Origin of the sequence: Chryseobacterium sp. GM_Chr_2, from assembly GCF_026540445.1 — a bacterium.
Classification (GTDB): Bacteria; Bacteroidota; Bacteroidia; order Flavobacteriales; family Weeksellaceae; genus Chryseobacterium.
On record NZ_JALNUD010000001.1, the window covers coordinates 238,248 to 253,508 of the forward strand.

18 protein-coding genes are annotated in these 15,261 nt (G+C 34.3%); 9 read left to right on the forward strand and 9 right to left on the reverse strand.

Annotated elements, in window-relative coordinates:
• Positions 1 to 19: 19 nt before the first annotated feature.
• From OXQ85_RS01190 to OXQ85_RS01220, 7 genes are all read right to left on the reverse strand, one after another.
• A complete protein-coding gene (locus OXQ85_RS01190; RefSeq protein ID WP_048511068.1) occupies positions 20 to 493 on the reverse strand; it encodes a transcriptional repressor in 474 nt (157 codons plus the stop codon).
• A gap of 68 nt (positions 494 to 561) precedes the next feature.
• On the reverse strand, positions 562 to 2,553 hold the full coding sequence (locus tag OXQ85_RS01195; protein ID WP_267401844.1) for a KUP/HAK/KT family potassium transporter: 1,992 nt from the start codon (positions 2,551 to 2,553) through the stop codon (positions 562 to 564).
• A gap of 124 nt (positions 2,554 to 2,677) precedes the next feature.
• Positions 2,678 to 3,658 (reverse strand): pyruvate dehydrogenase complex E1 component subunit beta, encoded by a 981-nt coding sequence (locus OXQ85_RS01200; RefSeq protein WP_267401845.1) that lies wholly within the window; start codon positions 3,656 to 3,658, stop codon positions 2,678 to 2,680.
• A 111-nt stretch (positions 3,659 to 3,769) separates the two neighbouring features.
• Positions 3,770 to 4,351 (reverse strand): hypothetical protein, encoded by a 582-nt coding sequence (locus OXQ85_RS01205; protein ID WP_267401847.1) that lies wholly within the window; start codon positions 4,349 to 4,351, stop codon positions 3,770 to 3,772.
• A gap of 1 nt (position 4,352) precedes the next feature.
• Positions 4,353 to 4,847, reverse strand: coding sequence for a sigma-70 family RNA polymerase sigma factor (locus tag OXQ85_RS01210; protein WP_267401848.1), 495 nt, complete (start codon positions 4,845 to 4,847; stop codon positions 4,353 to 4,355).
• A 101-nt stretch (positions 4,848 to 4,948) separates the two neighbouring features.
• Complete coding sequence (locus tag OXQ85_RS01215) at positions 4,949 to 5,365, reverse strand: DUF2147 domain-containing protein (protein WP_267401849.1); 417 nt, start codon at positions 5,363 to 5,365, stop codon at positions 4,949 to 4,951.
• Positions 5,366 to 5,524: 159 nt separating this feature from the next.
• Positions 5,525 to 7,153 (reverse strand): glycosyltransferase family 39 protein, encoded by a 1,629-nt coding sequence (locus OXQ85_RS01220; protein WP_267401850.1) that lies wholly within the window; start codon positions 7,151 to 7,153, stop codon positions 5,525 to 5,527.
• A gap of 70 nt (positions 7,154 to 7,223) precedes the next feature.
• On the opposite strand from OXQ85_RS01220, the gene OXQ85_RS01225 reads away from it, so the two are divergent.
• From OXQ85_RS01225 to OXQ85_RS01255, 7 genes are all read left to right on the forward strand, one after another.
• The gene (locus OXQ85_RS01225; RefSeq protein WP_267401851.1) at positions 7,224 to 8,177 is read left to right on the forward strand and encodes a glycosyltransferase family 2 protein; all 954 of its coding nucleotides are present in this window, start codon (positions 7,224 to 7,226) and stop codon (positions 8,175 to 8,177) included.
• Positions 8,158 to 9,021, forward strand: a complete 864-nt coding sequence (locus OXQ85_RS01230) for a lysylphosphatidylglycerol synthase transmembrane domain-containing protein (RefSeq protein ID WP_267401852.1) — start codon at positions 8,158 to 8,160, stop codon at positions 9,019 to 9,021. The genes OXQ85_RS01225 and OXQ85_RS01230 overlap by 20 nt, the downstream gene beginning before the upstream one ends.
• Before the next feature lies 1 nt (position 9,022).
• Positions 9,023 to 9,733 (forward strand): CDP-alcohol phosphatidyltransferase family protein, encoded by a 711-nt coding sequence (locus OXQ85_RS01235; RefSeq protein WP_267401853.1) that lies wholly within the window; start codon positions 9,023 to 9,025, stop codon positions 9,731 to 9,733.
• Positions 9,734 to 9,822: 89 nt separating this feature from the next.
• Positions 9,823 to 10,587 (forward strand): 3'-5' exonuclease, encoded by a 765-nt coding sequence (locus OXQ85_RS01240; protein ID WP_267401854.1) that lies wholly within the window; start codon positions 9,823 to 9,825, stop codon positions 10,585 to 10,587.
• 3 nt (positions 10,588 to 10,590) lie between these two features.
• Positions 10,591 to 10,989 (forward strand): DUF2007 domain-containing protein, encoded by a 399-nt coding sequence (locus OXQ85_RS01245; protein ID WP_267401855.1) that lies wholly within the window; start codon positions 10,591 to 10,593, stop codon positions 10,987 to 10,989.
• Positions 10,990 to 11,496: 507 nt separating this feature from the next.
• On the forward strand, positions 11,497 to 12,102 hold the full coding sequence (locus OXQ85_RS01250; protein ID WP_267401856.1) for a fumarylacetoacetate hydrolase family protein: 606 nt from the start codon (positions 11,497 to 11,499) through the stop codon (positions 12,100 to 12,102).
• A gap of 58 nt (positions 12,103 to 12,160) precedes the next feature.
• Positions 12,161 to 12,607, forward strand: a complete 447-nt coding sequence (locus OXQ85_RS01255) for a universal stress protein (RefSeq protein WP_267401857.1) — start codon at positions 12,161 to 12,163, stop codon at positions 12,605 to 12,607.
• A gap of 74 nt (positions 12,608 to 12,681) precedes the next feature.
• On the opposite strand, the gene OXQ85_RS01260 is transcribed toward OXQ85_RS01255, so the two are convergent.
• Positions 12,682 to 12,915 carry a hypothetical protein gene (locus tag OXQ85_RS01260; RefSeq protein ID WP_267401858.1) on the reverse strand — a complete coding sequence of 78 codons (234 nt, stop codon included), beginning with the start codon at positions 12,913 to 12,915 and terminating at the stop codon, positions 12,682 to 12,684.
• Positions 12,916 to 12,957: 42 nt separating this feature from the next.
• On the opposite strand from OXQ85_RS01260, the gene OXQ85_RS01265 reads away from it, so the two are divergent.
• Together OXQ85_RS01265 and OXQ85_RS01270 are read left to right on the forward strand one after the other, a co-directional pair.
• Complete coding sequence (locus OXQ85_RS01265) at positions 12,958 to 13,863, forward strand: DUF6427 family protein (protein ID WP_267401859.1); 906 nt, start codon at positions 12,958 to 12,960, stop codon at positions 13,861 to 13,863.
• A gap of 3 nt (positions 13,864 to 13,866) precedes the next feature.
• Positions 13,867 to 14,451, forward strand: a complete 585-nt coding sequence (locus OXQ85_RS01270) for a DUF3109 family protein (protein ID WP_267401860.1) — start codon at positions 13,867 to 13,869, stop codon at positions 14,449 to 14,451.
• 67 nt (positions 14,452 to 14,518) lie between these two features.
• Here OXQ85_RS01270 and OXQ85_RS01275 read toward each other — a convergent pair whose 3' ends face one another.
• On the reverse strand, positions 14,519 to 15,208 hold the full coding sequence (locus tag OXQ85_RS01275) for a hypothetical protein (RefSeq protein ID WP_267401861.1): 690 nt from the start codon (positions 15,206 to 15,208) through the stop codon (positions 14,519 to 14,521).
• Positions 15,209 to 15,261: the final 53 nt, after the last annotated feature.

Here is a 15,261-nt window from a genome sequence, read left to right on the forward strand (position 1 = left end):
AAACAGCCTCGTTGGTTGGTTAGTCATTCTTAGTGCCATAAAAATATAGCGAATGGGAATCAATTTTTACGCCAAAAGCGTCTTCAATTGCCTCTTTAATTCCTTGGATTCTTGGATCGCAAAACTCGATAATCTCTTCAATCTCTTTATCAGAATCTTTTTTGTAGATCACCAAATGGTCATGCTGTTTATCAAAATAAGATTTCTCGTAAGAAGAAGAAGTTAATGTTTTTTCACCAAACTGATGCTTACGGATTAAACCTGCATCAAGGAAAATCTCAATAGTATTGTAAATTGTTGCTTTAGAAACGTGATATTTTTTCTGCATCATCAGAAGATACAGATCATCCACATTAAAGTGATGATCCATATTATAAATTTCTTCCAATATCGTATATCTTTCGGGTGTATTCCTGAAACCTTTTTCTAGTAAATAGTTTCTAAGCACATCCTTAATTAAAGCTATATTTTTTTCTTTTTGTAAAGTATCCATTAAAAAAATTATCTACAAATTTATTGAATTTTATTTAAATAAATGTTAGACTGGTTTGTTAAAGGATCTTAACTATTATGTCTTATAAATCCTGACTGTTCAATTTTATTATCATAAACAGTGAGTTCTGTAATTGGCGCAGACTCCACTACTACGTTGTGAATCGTGACTCCCCAAGACTTGAAATCGTCACTTCCAATGTACTTCACAAAGTTGTAAATATTCAACGTAATCTTCTGTTTAACAGTTAAAAGTATATCGTTGATATAGGTGTTATCTATGATGACATATTTAAGATCCGGCGGTATATTATGCGCTCTCAAAGAAGGGTGACTGCTTCTTGAAGGAATCGTTCCGTCAGCCATCAGATCTTTTAAAACCATGTTAAAATAATCGTTGATTCTTCTGTCAACTTTAAATCCTAACAAGAAATTGATTTTATAAACCGTTCCGGGTAAAATTTCATCCACCGTATATTTAAAAGTATACGGATCTTCCTGATTGACAATACTTAAAATAAAATAATGATCTGCTCTTTTCGGTTGTTTTTTAATGATAGAATAAATAATTTTCGATTCTACCTCATCATTTCTTTTTGCTCTGCTCAGATAGGCTAAATTGGTACAATATTTCGGAATCGTTTCATCCAGCTTCATATCTTTAATGATAGAAACATATTTATCGATCTTCACATATTGGGTGAAATTAGATTTTATCAATCGACCGTTATACCAAGCATACATACAAACCGCGATGAATCCGCCAAGAACCATTGTTAGCCAACCACCATCCATAAACTTGATGACATTCGCATAAAAGAATCCGGATTCTAAAGCGATATATACTAAAGCAAAACCAAGTAAGAAAATTTTATTCACTCTTGTTCGGCTCAACCAGAAAAGTAAAAGTACCGTAGTCATTAACATCGTAATTGTGATGGTAAGACCATACGCAGCTTCCATTTTTTCTGATTTTTGGAAGAAAATAACGACTACAAAACAGAATGCCATTAACCCCCAATTGATTCTAGGAATGTACATCTGCCCTTTTACCCCTGAAGGATATTCGATGTGTTGGTTTGGCCAGAAAGAAATTGACATCGCTTCTGAGAACATGGTAAATGAACCTGTAATTACCGCCTGACTTGCAATAATTGCCGCAGCCGTTGCTAAAATTACTCCCGGTAAAACAGCCCATTCCGGCATAATTCCGAAGAAAGGATTTACTCCCTGATGTACCAAATGATAATTATCTAATAACCAAGCGCCCTGACCTAAATAATTAAGAATCAACATTAATTTAACAAAAATCCAGCTGATTCTGATATTTTTCGCACCGCAGTGCCCTAAATCTGAATATAATGCTTCCGCTCCTGTTGTACAAAGGAAAACTGCACCCATGATCACAATCGCACTCGAAGAATGCGTAATCAGGTTATAAGCATAAATTGGGTTGAAAGCTCTGAAGATCTCCACATGATCGAAAATATGCACAGATCCGAAAATTCCTAACACCAAAAACCATGTTACCATGACCGGCCCGAAGAATTTACCGATAGAAGCTGTCCCAAACTGCTGAACAACGAAAACGATGAAAAGAATAAATAAGGTAATTAAAACCACCGGCGTTTCCGGATTGTAGATCTTTAATCCTTCAATCGCAGACATCACCGTAAGCGAAGGCGTAATAACGCTATCGGCAACCAACGTGGAAGCACCAATAATGGCGACCACATAGAGCCATTTTTTCTTTAGCTTTTTAACCAAAGAATAAAGAGCAAGAATTCCTCCTTCTCCTTTGTTATCTGCACGAAGCGCAATGATCACATATTTCAACGTGGTCTGAAGCGTCAATGTCCAGATGATACAAGACAAAGCACCTTCGATATACTCATCGAATGGCATTGCTGCTCCGTCTTTTCGGGCATTCACAATTGCCTTCATTACGTAAAGCGGCGACGTACCAATATCCCCGAATACAATCCCTAGGGACACGATAACTCCTACAAATGAAAGTTTCTTAAGGTCAAAATGATGACCGCCTTCTGTAACTTCTGCCATATCAGCAATTTTAAATTTAAACGCGCAAATTTATACTAAATTTATGACCTCAAGAATTTTTCTTCATGAATATAATAAATGAAAAAACTTCCTTTCGGAAGTTTTTTTCTATAATCATTGAAAATTATTTTACGTACATCGCTTTTTTGATTTCCTCTTTTACTTTTTCAAGTTTCGGGAACCACTCTGCGAATAAGGCAGCTGAATAAGGTGCCGGTGCATCTGGAGTCGTAATTCTCTTGATAGGAGCATCTAAATAATCAAATGCTTTTTGCTGCACCATATATGTAATTTCCGAAGAGATTGAACCAAATGGCCAAGCCTCTTCTAAAATAACCAATCTGTTTGTTTTCTTTACTGATGCTAAAATAGTATCAAAATCTAGCGGACGAATTGTTCTAAGGTCGATAACTTCTACAGAAATACCTTCTTTCTCCATATCTTCAGCAGCCTGAATAGCCAACTTCATGATTTTTCCAAAAGATACCAATGTAACGTCTTTACCTTCTTTTTTGATTTCAGCTTTTCCGATTGGCAAGTAGTACTCTTCCTCAGGAATTTCCATTTTATCACCATACATTTGCTCAGATTCCATAAAGATCACAGGATCGTTATCCTGAATAGAGCTTTTCAATAATCCTTTCGCATCGTAAGGGTTTGAAGGAACTACTACTTTAAGCCCAGGAACGTTTGCGAACCAGTTTTCGAAAGCCTGAGAGTGTGTTGCACCCAACTGACCTGCAGAAGCTGTAGGCCCTCTGAATACGATAGGACAGTTCCACTGGCCACCACTCATTTGACGGATCTTTGCCGCGTTATTAATAATTTGATCAATCCCCACTAACGAGAAATTGAATGTCATATACTCTACAATTGGTCTGTTACCGTTCATCGCAGCTCCTACAGCAATCCCTGTAAAACCAAGCTCAGCGATAGGTGTATCGATTACTCTCTTTGGACCAAATTCATCCAGCATTCCTTTTGAAGCCTTATATGCACCATTGTATTCTGCAACTTCCTCCCCCATTAAAAAAATGGATTCGTCTTTACGCATTTCCTCGCTCATTGCCTGTGCAATTACCTCACGAAAAGTATATTCTGCCATATTTATTTGAAAAATTTAGACTACAAAAATAGTGTTTTTTTATTATACACATAACAAAAAAGGCATCGCATTGACTGAGATACCTGTATTAATTTTAATTTAAATGAGAATTTATTCTGCTTTGCTTAATTCTCTGTAATTTTTTTTAAGGTCTGAAAGTATTTTACCGTACGTTTTTTTGTAAATCCAATACAAAAAATAGATAACCGCTGCAAGTATAAAAGCAAAAACGATATAATTTACCATTGTAAGATTTACTGTATCCGAATGAGTACCATTCTGCCCATCTTTCCAACCGCGAATAAAATCTGATGTATGATGTTTAAAGTTAATTAAACTATCAAAAATAATCAGAGCAAAAGAGATTCCGGCATATCCGAAAACCGTTTTTCTTAGATTTAAAATATTTTTCATTAAAGCTAAAGAACTTTCGCCCGATTTTATTTTATTAAACCAATAAATGATCAATCCGAAAAATATTGTAAATAATCCTATTCTTATAAAAGGAAATTCACCGTCAATATATCCATACGCCGACCAAATAATAACTTCAACCACTCCAATAATCAATAAAGTTTTCGTTACTGAAACCGATTGTTTTTTTATCATCCCGAGAATATCCTGATCTGAATACTCTTTAAAATCTTCGGTATTTTTATTCCAGTCGTTTTTTAATAATTCAAGTTCTTCCATATTATTTTGTGTTGAGTTGTTGTTTTAAATTATTTTTTGCTCTGTTCATTTTCACGCGAGCGTTTCCTTCTGTAATTCCGAGGATTTCACCAATCTCACGATAAGATTTATCTTCGAGATACATCATAATCAAAGCTTTTTCAATATCCGACAATGTATAAATCGCCTGGTACATTCTTTTCAGTTTATGTTCATCATCTTCATAGGTTTCGTATTCGATCCTTAAAGAAGAAACATCAATTGCTGTAGTGACATCATTCCTTTTTGCTTTTTTAAATAAGGTAATTGCCGTATTCAAAGCCACACGGTACATCCATGTAGAAAATTTAGCATCACCTTTAAAACCCGGAAAAGATTTCCAAAGCTGAATCGTAATTTCCTGAAAAAGATCTTCATGATCTTCTTTATTATCTGTATAAATTCTGCATACCTTATGTACGATCCGCTGATTTCCCTTCAAAAAGGCGATAAAGGTTTTTTCCAAATTTGAGTTCATATTGTATAAGTGTGCAGATTTTTTTTTCGTTACAGATTTTTCAAAACAAAAACGGCATCTCTTCCGAAATGCCGTCTGTAAAATTCTATTTTTAAACGTATTTAGTTCGCTTTTTCCCAAGTCTGGCTTCTGCCCATCAAAGAAATTCCTACATAACCTCTTACGTTCAGTTTGTCGCCATTTCTTGTAATCGTACACTTGTAAGTTTTACCTGATTTAGGATCTGTAATAGTTCCTCCGGTAAATTCGTCACCATCTTTTTTCAAACCTCTGATGATTTCCATGCCCAAAATTGGTTTTCCTTTTCTGTCGTCTTTACATTCCGTACAGTTAGGATTTGCCGGTTTTATCAACAATTGAGAAATTTTCCCAAAATACTGATCTCCTTTTTTATAAATCTCTACAATAGATTTAGCCTGTTTCGTTTCATCATCTATTGTTTTCCATTTCCCTTCAATTTGAGCAAAAGACATTACTCCAAATAATGAAAGCATAAATGTTAATAATAATTTTCTCATATTCTTATAGTTTTAATTCAAATAAAATATTTCTGTTGTCTATTCTCTGCTAAAAATATAAATTAATTTTAAACAAACAAAAATTTTTATTATCCTGAGCATATATAACAATTGACGTACCAGTTTTTTAATTCAAACACTTACTAAACAACGTAACGCTTAATCTAATATTTGAATCAAATAAATCTTATCAAACTGCTCAGGACGCGTTTTAGGATTTAGAAATTTCAAGGAAAGTCTTGTAATTCGGTAATCATTTTCCTGCAAAATTATTTTATACTTTCTGCTTACTGATTGTAACGCATCTTTATAAATAACGAAATAGTCTCCCTTTCTTAGCTTATCAACATCCGTTCGTGGCGTATTTCTTTGAGTGTAAAAATCAAAAGCCCAAGATTCTGAACCTGTGGTCGCAAAAATTCTGTCTTTTGCAATCCTTTCATTATTTACGCTTTGTGCCAATCGATAACTTCCCTGATATTGAGTAAGAACTGGATAAAACTGTGTATTCAGAAAAATATTAACTCCAATAGCAAAAACCAAAGACATAAAAACATATTTCTTAAACAGATCTTCTTTCTTGAAAATAATCATCATTAAATAAATGAAAACCAAAACCGCTACAGTATACATTATAATATGATCAACGCCAGTGAAGAAATACGTCAGTAAACCAACTCCCAATAAAGTTCCAAAAACCACTACCAATTGAATGATATATAAAACTTTAATCTTCTTCACCTGATTTCTTCTAAAAATATCAAATAAATAAGAAGCTGTAAAAACTGCCAAAACAGCTATCAAACCATTTAAATAATGTGGAAGCTTAAATTTCGAAGCTGAAAAAAGCAACATCACCAACCAAAATCCACCTAAGGTTAAAAATTCTACTCCTTCTGTTTTTCTGAATCTATTTTTAATGAAAAAAGCAGATTTTTCGAAAACACCAACATAAAAAGCCAAAGAAAACGGTAAAAATGCCCATAATAAAGTGTGGAAAAAGAAAGAATAATCCGGACTCGTTTCTTCAAATCCCGAAGCCGTTAGCCTATTGACACTTTGATTGAATAAAATAAACCGAATTCCTTCTTCGCCAAACTGATGGTGATAAGCGTATAAAACAGGAATAATTCCTACAAAAAAGCTTAACGCGGCAATAATGATTTTAAAATTAAAGAACTTTTTCCATTCTCTTGAATATAATAAATAAGCAAAAACACAAAATCCGATGATTACAATTGCCATTAACCCCTTGGATGAAAAAGCAATCGCGGTTCCCAATCCAGCCAGAATTACATTCAGAATATTTTGAGTTTTAATGAATTTTATAAACTGCCACAAAGAAAAGATGATAAATCCTGTTAAAACAGCATCCGTTCTTACATCATGCGCTGAAAGGATAATCGTTTGCGCCGACAGAAAAATAAGCGAAGCCACACTTCCCATATTCTTGTTTTCATATAATTGTTCCGTGAGTTTTTTGGTTGAAAAAGCTCCTAAAGCTAAGCACAACAATGCCGGAATTCTATACGCAATATGATTAATCCCAAACAATTTCATGGAAATGGCCGCCAGCCAAAAATGCATATGCGGTTTATCCAGATAAGGCGAATCTCCTTTCATAATGTTCAAAAAATCGTTCTCCAAAGCCATTCGCATCGCCATTGATGCATGTTGTGCAGAATCGTTCTCCATTAAAGGAATAAACAAACCTGAGATGTAAACTATTGAAAAACCGATATATAGAAATAAAATTTGACCTGGTGACAGCAGTTGATTTTGATTCATCTGAAAGATAGTTTTTTAGTATTTTTGCAAAAGCAATTCTATGCAAATTTAATAAATCAATATAAACTGAATGGATCATAATAAATTTTACTCTCTGGTAATCCCCATGTATAATGAAGAAGGTAATGCCGGACTACTTATCGATCGCATCCGTGAGGCCATGAATGGCTATAATTATGAATTGATTCTTATTGATGATAATTCCAAAGACGGCACTGTGAAAGAAATTAATGATAAAAATGATCCTAGTGTAGTTTTGATCCAGCTGAAAAAAAATTACGGACAAAGCTCCGCAATGATGGCGGGTTTTGATTATGCAACGGGCGATTATGTAATCACGTTGGACGGAGATTTACAGAATGACCCAAGCGATATTCCTGCAATGGTTGATCTTCTGGAAAGCGGAGATTACGATTTGATCGTCGGCAAACGCCAGAAGAGAAAAGATTCTTCTATAAGAACGATTCCTTCAAAAATCGCTAATTTCATTATTAAAAGATCAACAAAACTTAATATTTCAGATCAGGGTTGTGCTTTGAAAGTTTTCACTCAGGAAACGGCTAAAGATCTGAATTTATATGGTGAAAACCACCGTTTTATCAGTTTAATGGCACATCTTAACGGTGCCAGAATTGCTGAAATGCCGGTAAAACACCACGCAAGACAGTTTGGCGTTTCAAAATACGGAATGAACAGAACCTTCAAGGTAATCAACGATCTACTTTTGGTTTTGTTTAATCAAAAATACCTTTCGAAACCTATTTATCTTTTCGGAAACATCGGTTTGGTCGCTTTTGTTTTAGGAATGCTTATCAATGCTTACCTTTTGGTGGTAAAATTAATGGGACACGACATCGGCGGAAGACCTTTATTAATTTTAGGAGTATTGTTGGCCTTCATCGGAATCCAGTTTTTCACCACCGGAATTATTATTGATATGTTGATGAAAACCTATTATGAATCTCAGAGCAAACGACCTTTCAATATCAGAAAAATAACAAATTTTGGAGAAATCAAAGCTTAAAAAACTTCTGATCAATGCGGTAAAAATTCTGGTCAGCGTTGCCTTATTGTATTTCGTTTTCAAAAAAATACCGTTTCGAGACGTTGCCCAACTTTGGTCGACTTTACATGTCGGGTACGTTATTTTGGCAGCAATTTTCTTTTTAGCATCACAGGTTTTATCTACAAAAAGACTTGAATTTTATTTCAATTCTAATGATTTTAACTTGAGCTTCAGAAGTAATTTGGAACTTTATTTTTTAGGAATGTTCTATAATTTTTTCATTCCCGGCGGAATTGGCGGCGATGCTTACAAAGTGTATATTCTGAATAAAAAATTCGGATGGGGCGCAAAAAAAATCACGTCTGCTCTTTTCAACGATCGATTGAGTGGCCTTTTAGCAATCTGTGTCCTGATTTTAGTTTCAGCAGCATTTTTGTTTGAAACACAATGGCTTGGGCTTATTATCGTTTTGCTGTTGGCAGGAATTGCATTTACCTATTTCCTAACCAAAAAATTATTTTCCACCTATACCGGAATTTTCTTTAAAACCTTTTCAATATCAATCATTATTCAGCTTTTACAGGTAATTTGCTTTATTTTGATCATGAAAAGCTTAGGTATGAATGATAATTTCACGATCTATACCGTTACCTTTTTAGGAAGCTCTGTATTGAGTCTCATCTCTTTTGCAGGAATCGGAGTCAGAGAGATGTTGTTTCTCCAAGCTTCAAAATATTTTGATTTCAACCCGTCTGTTTCGGTATCAGCCTCTTTACTTTTTACGGTAGTTACCGCATTTTTTTCTTTTTTTGGAATTTTATTTCAATTGAGAAAGCTAAATTTAAAACTTACAGAAAAATAACATGAATTTTATAAAGAACAACCTCGCCAATGCTTTAACCTTAGGAAATCTCTTTGCAGGTTGCGTGGGAGCCATCCATTTGATTCTTGGAGACTATCAAACTACGGCAATCTGCCTGATTTTATCCTCTATTTTCGATTTTTTCGACGGTTTCGTGGCAAGAGCCGTAAAATCCAATTCAAATTTAGGGCTTCAGCTCGATTCTTTGGCAGATATGGTAAGCTTTGGAGTTATTCCGGGATTAACGATGTTTAAAGCGCTAGAACCTTTCGGAAGTGAGATTTTTGGAATTAATTTATTTTTCGAAATCAAGTATATCGGTTTAATTGTTACCGTATTTTCCTGTTTAAGATTGGCTATTTTTAATCTGGATGAAGAACAGCGATATTATTTTAAAGGCTTAAATACCCCGACAAATACCGTTTTATTATTCGGATTATATTATGCTTTTAAAGAAATGAATGCCTTTAGTTTTCTATTTGAAAGCGCACCGCTGCTGATTGTATTAACAATCCTTACATCATGGCTTCTGATAAGTCCGGTAAAAATGATGGCCATGAAATTTAAATCTAAAAAATTACAGGATAATTATTCCAAAATCGTACTTTTAGGAGGCGGAATTGCTATTTTAGCGATATTCCAGATCGTGGGAATTCCGATGCTTGTCATTTATTATATATTAGTATCAATTATATTTCAGAAACAGCTGTAATTAGCGAGAAGCTGGATGATGGGAGCCTGAAACTTTTCCCTGAAAACATTTTCAAATTATCAATTTAACACATTTTCAAATTATTAGAAATGAACTTAAAACTACATAAACCTCTTTGTATCTTTGATTTAGAAACGACAGGAACCAATATCGGAAAAGACAGAATTGTTGAAATCTGTATTTTAAAGGTAAATCCTGATGCATCGAGAGAAAGCAAAACATGGAAAGTAAACCCTGAAATGGCGATTCCGAAGGAAAGCAGCGAAATTCACGGGATTTATGATGAAGATGTGAAAGATGCACCTACTTTCAAAGAAATTGCATCCAAAGTAATGGAAATGATTGCCGGTGCCGATTTGGGAGGTTTTAATTCAAACAGATTCGATGTGCCATTGCTGGCAGAGGAATTATTGAGAGTAGGAATGGATTTTGATTTGAGTAAATTCAAATTGGTTGATGCTCAGACGATTTTCCATAAAAAAGAACCTAGGAACTTAGGTGCTGCCTATCAGTTTTACTGTGGAAAAACCTTGGAAAATGCGCATTCTGCAGAAGCAGACGTTATGGCGACTTTTGAGGTTCTGGATGCCCAAATTGGGAAATATGATGATATTCCGAATGAAATTGCAGCGTTAAGTGAATTTACATTCCATAATAAAAATGCGGATTTAGCAGGATTTATTGGGTTTAATGATAAAAATGAAGAAATTTTCAACTTCGGTAAATATAAAGGACAGGCTGTAAAAGCTGTTTTCCAGAAAGATCTGGGATATTTCGGATGGTTGCAAAACGCTGATTTCCCGCTTTACACGAAAAAAGTTTTAACTAAAATTCAACTTTCAAGTAAATTTTAAAATATGAGCGAGCTGGTTAAATTTAAATTTTACGAAACGGCTCTTCAGGCCAACAGAGACAAACAGATTTTGGCTGAAAATGGCATCAATAGCTTTATTGCAAACGAACAGCTAATTCAGTCGGATTGGTTGCTTTCTCAGGCTGTGGGTGGCATTCAGCTGCAGGTTTTCGATGAAGATTTGGAGAAAGCTAAAAAAGTATTGGAAGACTACAAAGAGAATGAAGAATTTTCTCTGGAAGTAGAACATACAATTGAGAATCCGGAATTCGATTTTGTTTGTCCTAAATGTGGTTCGAATCATATTTATAGAGACGATAGCGCAACGAGCTTCTTTGGTGTTTCTATTTTGAAAAGCCATAAGTTTATTTGCTACTACTGTGGGAATGAGTTTGTGCATTAATTAACGAGGTAATTGTGAATTGTGAATTTTGCTTCGCAAGTGAACAGTATATCTGTCATCCTGATCTGTCATCCTGAAAGGATCTAAACATAGTATTAGAAATATAATTTAGAAGATTCGTGCCTAAATCCTTTCAGGATGACAAACTTTCTGGTTATTACAAAATATTGAAATGACAGAGAATAATTCCCCTTCTCTGGAGGGGTGGCGAAAATTCGAAAGAATTTTTGACGGGGTGGTTTTGCAAGGTGAATCATAAATGGTAAATTTTGCTTCGCAAGTGAATTTTTAAGCCATATTAAAAATTAACTATTCACTCGAAGAAATTGACAATTGACATTCATAGCCCCGATTGCAGCGACATCCTTTTGTGCAGCGCAGCGGAACAAAAGATACAGCGGAAAGCGGGAAGAAGCTCCTAAAAAAAATAAATAATAACAGCGAGATTGCTTTACTTCGACAAGCTAAGTATAAGCTTTTACACTTCTCGCAATGACATAAAAAATTATGAAAATAATCTGTATAGGAAGAAATTACAGCGAACACGCGAAAGAATTAGGAAATGAGATCCCTGAAAAACCGGTGATCTTCATGAAGCCTGATACGGCAGTTTTGAAGGGAAATGATTTTTATATTCCTGAATTTTCTAACGATGTTCATTATGAACTGGAAGTGGTAATAAAAATTTCGAAAGGCGGAAAATATATTCAGAAAGAAACGGCTCACAAACATTATGAAGAAATTGGGCTTGGAATAGATTTTACGGCCAGAGATCTACAAAGTGAATTGAAATCTAAAGGTTTGCCTTGGGAACTGGCGAAAGGTTTTGACGGTTCTGCCGTAGTTGGAAATTTCTTTAAAAAGGAAAATTATAACCTGGAATCGCTTAATTTCTCATTATTGAAAAACAAAGAGAAGGTTCAGGATGGAAATACAAAAGATATGATCTTTACCGTTGATGATATTATTGCTTTTGTTTCGCAATATTTTACCTTGAGAGTGGGTGACCTTATTTTTACAGGAACACCAAAAGGAGTTGGAAAGGTAGATGAAAATGATATTTTGGAAGCTTATCTTGAGGATGAAAAAATTCTGGATATTCGAATTTTATAGGTAATTAGACCTCTGCTTTGGCATAATTTTCCTATCTTTAGTAAACAAAATAAAGGTTATGGTAAATATTATATTACCCGTAGATTTTGGGGACAAAACAGAGCAACTTGTAGAAGGTGCAGTAAAATTTGCAAAACAGGTAAATGGTAAAATTTTCCTGATCCATGTGGCTCCATCGGATATTGGTTTTGCCATTGGCGATATGGGATTTCAGTATTTTCCTGAAGTGGAAGAAAATGAAATTCGTGAGGAGCTGGTTCAGTTAAATAAAATTGAGCAGAAAATTTTAGCCTACGATGTAGATTGCGAACATCTCTTGAAACAAGGAATTGCCAAAGATATTATTCTTGAATATACTCAGGATAAAAATGCTGACTTTATTGTGATGGGTTCACACGGAAGAAGCGAAATCTATGATGTCTTTATCGGAAGCTTAACGAAAGGGATTACAAAGAATTCTCCCGTTCCGGTTTTGGTGCTTCCTATTCACGAAAACAATCAGTGAGATTTTAATCATTAAAATAAAAAAACCGATCAAACATACAGTATTGATCGGTTTTTTACTATATAACCAATTAATTAACCTTCTTTTTTGTAGATATTCGGATCGTAGTAAGGATGCTTACCTTCCGTTGGAGAATAATAGTCTTTATCTTTGTCACCACCCAGTGTAGCTACAAGAACGTAGCACCAGTACGTAAACAATACGCAGCAAACAATAAATAGAATCCAGTTTAAAACATTACCGAAAGCATCAAAGAAACCGAAAGACCATTTGAAAACTTTGCTTAAGAATAGAAAGAAAGACGTCATTATTTTCCTTTTTTAAATTAACTTTGTACAAATTTATAAAAAATGTTTAAATTACTTTCAAAAGAAAGCAATATTTTTTCAATTCCTGTTTATATTGGTTTTCTTCTTTTAGTAGTAATATTATTTAACATACTGAATTTCAACACTTATGAAGCTATTATTGCCGGAATTACTTTTCTGGGAATCGCTTTGGGATATTTTTGTTTTCACAGCATTGCGCTGAATTACCAAACGCATCTGCCATTATTTTTATATACATTTTTTATTTTCGGTTTATATCCTGGAAATTTAGATATCGGGATTGCCGTTTCTTTATTAACGAATTCTTTCCTTTTGCTGCTTTTAACGAGTACCAATGAAGATATAAGAAAGAAATCTTATGTTTTGGTAGGCTCTATTGTGGCACTGAATTTTATTTTTCTTCCGACAACATGGCCAATGGCTGTTTTTGTGATCGTGCACGTAATTGCAACGTCTGAAAGAATTGCTTTAAACCTTTTCAGATTTTTATTGGGAATTATTCTAATTGCTTTCAGCTATTTTTCCATCATGTATTTCTTTGATTATACAACGTGGAATATAGATTATTTACCATTCGGAAAAATGAAGATCGTGACAGACTACAGCGACATTTCACCTTTAATTCCGATTGTATTAATGCTGATCTATGCCATATATGATCATTTTAAAAATTATAATAAAAAGAGTCCGATCAGCAGATACAAATACACTTTTTTACTTGTATTTTCTTTGGCACAGCTTGTTACTATTATTTTGTACATGAATAACAGTTATGAATATTTACTTCTTCTTGCCTTTCCCTCAACAATTATCATCAGCAGAATGATGAAGTTTTTACCTAAATATTGGATGCAGGAAGTAGGTGTTTGGCTTATTATTTTTAGTTTAATTACCTTTAAAATAGGTACTTATTTTGATTTTTTTTAGATTATGATTCAGATTGACGATAAATTGATTTCCGAGGATATTTTTTCCGAAGAGTTTGTGTGTAACCTTTCAAAATGTAAAGGCGCATGTTGCGTAGAAGGAGATGTGGGCGCTCCGTTGGATAAAAACGAGCTCGAAATCTTAGATAACATCTTTGAGAAAATAAAACCTTATCTTACCCAAGAAGGCATCAAATCCATCGAAGAAATCGGAACATGGACGACCGATCCGATGGACGGAATGTACGTTACCCCAATGGTGGAAAACCGTGAATGTGCTTATGTAACCTTCGACGAAAAAGGAATTACCAAGTGCGGAATTGAAAAAGCATACGAAGATGGCGCTGTAGATTGGCAAAAGCCTATTTCGTGTCACCTCTACCCTATTCGTGTGAATGAATATTCTACATTTACCGCTCTAAATTATCATGAATGGAATGTTTGTAACGACGCGTGCACTTTAGGAAAAGAACTTCAGGTTCCTATCTACAAATTCCTAAAAACTCCTTTGATCAGAAAGTATGGTGAAGAATTTTATGGCGTTCTGAGCGAGGTTGCCGAAGAATGGAAAAATGAATATGGTTCTTAATCATTATCATTTAAACAATAAAAAACCGCAGAGAGATCTGCGGTTTTGTGTTTATAATAAGCTTAAATTATCCTTTAAAATCTTGATCCGAAACTCCAGAATTAATCACCACTTTCGTTGTTTTAATGGTAATTTTCTGTCCGTTTCCTTCAGCTTCTATTTCTTCTGGGAATTTAATTCCGTCAACCGTCATATAGCTTTTAATAACTGCGGTGCCTTCTTTAGAACTTGATTTGTACAGTAATCCTGTTGTTGTATCAAAATAATACTGTCCTTTATCCGAAGACAAAACATTATAATCTTTTCCGTCTACTTTTTCAACCGTTACCGTTTGGAAATTACTCGCATCATAGCCTAGAGCTTCGATAGGTTTTCCTTTTTTTAGATCAGCCACTTTATCGGCAGGGATCATATTTTTTTGTCCCATTTGGTCAAAATATCCTTTTTCACCGTCAAAAAGCTGAGTCATGGTTTGCCCCATTACTTTTTGTTCAGATTTGAATTTGTTGCCCATCTTTTTTGTAGACATCGTAAATTCCATTCCCTGTACAGAAAGTGTGTTATCTGTAATTGTAGTTTTTACCGCTTCCAGTTTTTCTTTTCCGCCTAATGCTTTAAGATAGTTATCAATAACTTCCTTAGGCGTAAGTTTAGACTGTTTAGCCTCTGTTTTCGTTGCTTTTGCCGCAGTTTGCTGTGCTTCTACCGATGTGGAAAAAAGTAGAACACAAAAGAACGGTATGATTAATTTTTTCATATACATTATTTATGACTGTAAATATAAAAAATGTAAAAGATAAATTGGTTTTC

What these genes read in the sequence shown, in the direction of transcription:
- OXQ85_RS01225 (WP_267401851.1), top strand. Translation starts at nt 7,224, where the DNA reads ATGGATCATAATAAATTTTACTCTCTGGTAATCCCCATGTATAATGAA.
- OXQ85_RS01200 (WP_267401845.1), bottom strand. Translation starts at nt 3,658, where the DNA reads ATGGCAGAATATACTTTTCGTGAGGTAATTGCACAGGCAATGAGCGAG.
- OXQ85_RS01195 (WP_267401844.1), bottom strand. Translation starts at nt 2,553, where the DNA reads ATGGCAGAAGTTACAGAAGGCGGTCATCATTTTGACCTTAAGAAACTT.
- OXQ85_RS01260 (WP_267401858.1), bottom strand. Translation starts at nt 12,915, where the DNA reads ATGACGTCTTTCTTTCTATTCTTAAGCAAAGTTTTCAAATGGTCTTTC.
- OXQ85_RS01250 (WP_267401856.1), top strand. Translation starts at nt 11,497, where the DNA reads ATGAAAATAATCTGTATAGGAAGAAATTACAGCGAACACGCGAAAGAA.
- OXQ85_RS01245 (WP_267401855.1), top strand. Translation starts at nt 10,591, where the DNA reads ATGAGCGAGCTGGTTAAATTTAAATTTTACGAAACGGCTCTTCAGGCC.
- OXQ85_RS01220 (WP_267401850.1), bottom strand. Translation starts at nt 7,153, where the DNA reads ATGAATCAAAATCAACTGCTGTCACCAGGTCAAATTTTATTTCTATAT.
- OXQ85_RS01215 (WP_267401849.1), bottom strand. Translation starts at nt 5,365, where the DNA reads ATGAGAAAATTATTATTAACATTTATGCTTTCATTATTTGGAGTAATG.
- OXQ85_RS01210 (WP_267401848.1), bottom strand. Translation starts at nt 4,847, where the DNA reads ATGAACTCAAATTTGGAAAAAACCTTTATCGCCTTTTTGAAGGGAAAT.
- OXQ85_RS01235 (WP_267401853.1), top strand. Translation starts at nt 9,023, where the DNA reads ATGAATTTTATAAAGAACAACCTCGCCAATGCTTTAACCTTAGGAAAT.
- OXQ85_RS01275 (WP_267401861.1), bottom strand. Translation starts at nt 15,208, where the DNA reads ATGAAAAAATTAATCATACCGTTCTTTTGTGTTCTACTTTTTTCCACA.
- OXQ85_RS01265 (WP_267401859.1), top strand. Translation starts at nt 12,958, where the DNA reads ATGTTTAAATTACTTTCAAAAGAAAGCAATATTTTTTCAATTCCTGTT.
- OXQ85_RS01240 (WP_267401854.1), top strand. Translation starts at nt 9,823, where the DNA reads ATGAACTTAAAACTACATAAACCTCTTTGTATCTTTGATTTAGAAACG.
- OXQ85_RS01270 (WP_267401860.1), top strand. Translation starts at nt 13,867, where the DNA reads ATGATTCAGATTGACGATAAATTGATTTCCGAGGATATTTTTTCCGAA.
- OXQ85_RS01205 (WP_267401847.1), bottom strand. Translation starts at nt 4,351, where the DNA reads ATGGAAGAACTTGAATTATTAAAAAACGACTGGAATAAAAATACCGAA.
- OXQ85_RS01190 (WP_048511068.1), bottom strand. Translation starts at nt 493, where the DNA reads ATGGATACTTTACAAAAAGAAAAAAATATAGCTTTAATTAAGGATGTG.
- OXQ85_RS01255 (WP_267401857.1), top strand. Translation starts at nt 12,161, where the DNA reads ATGGTAAATATTATATTACCCGTAGATTTTGGGGACAAAACAGAGCAA.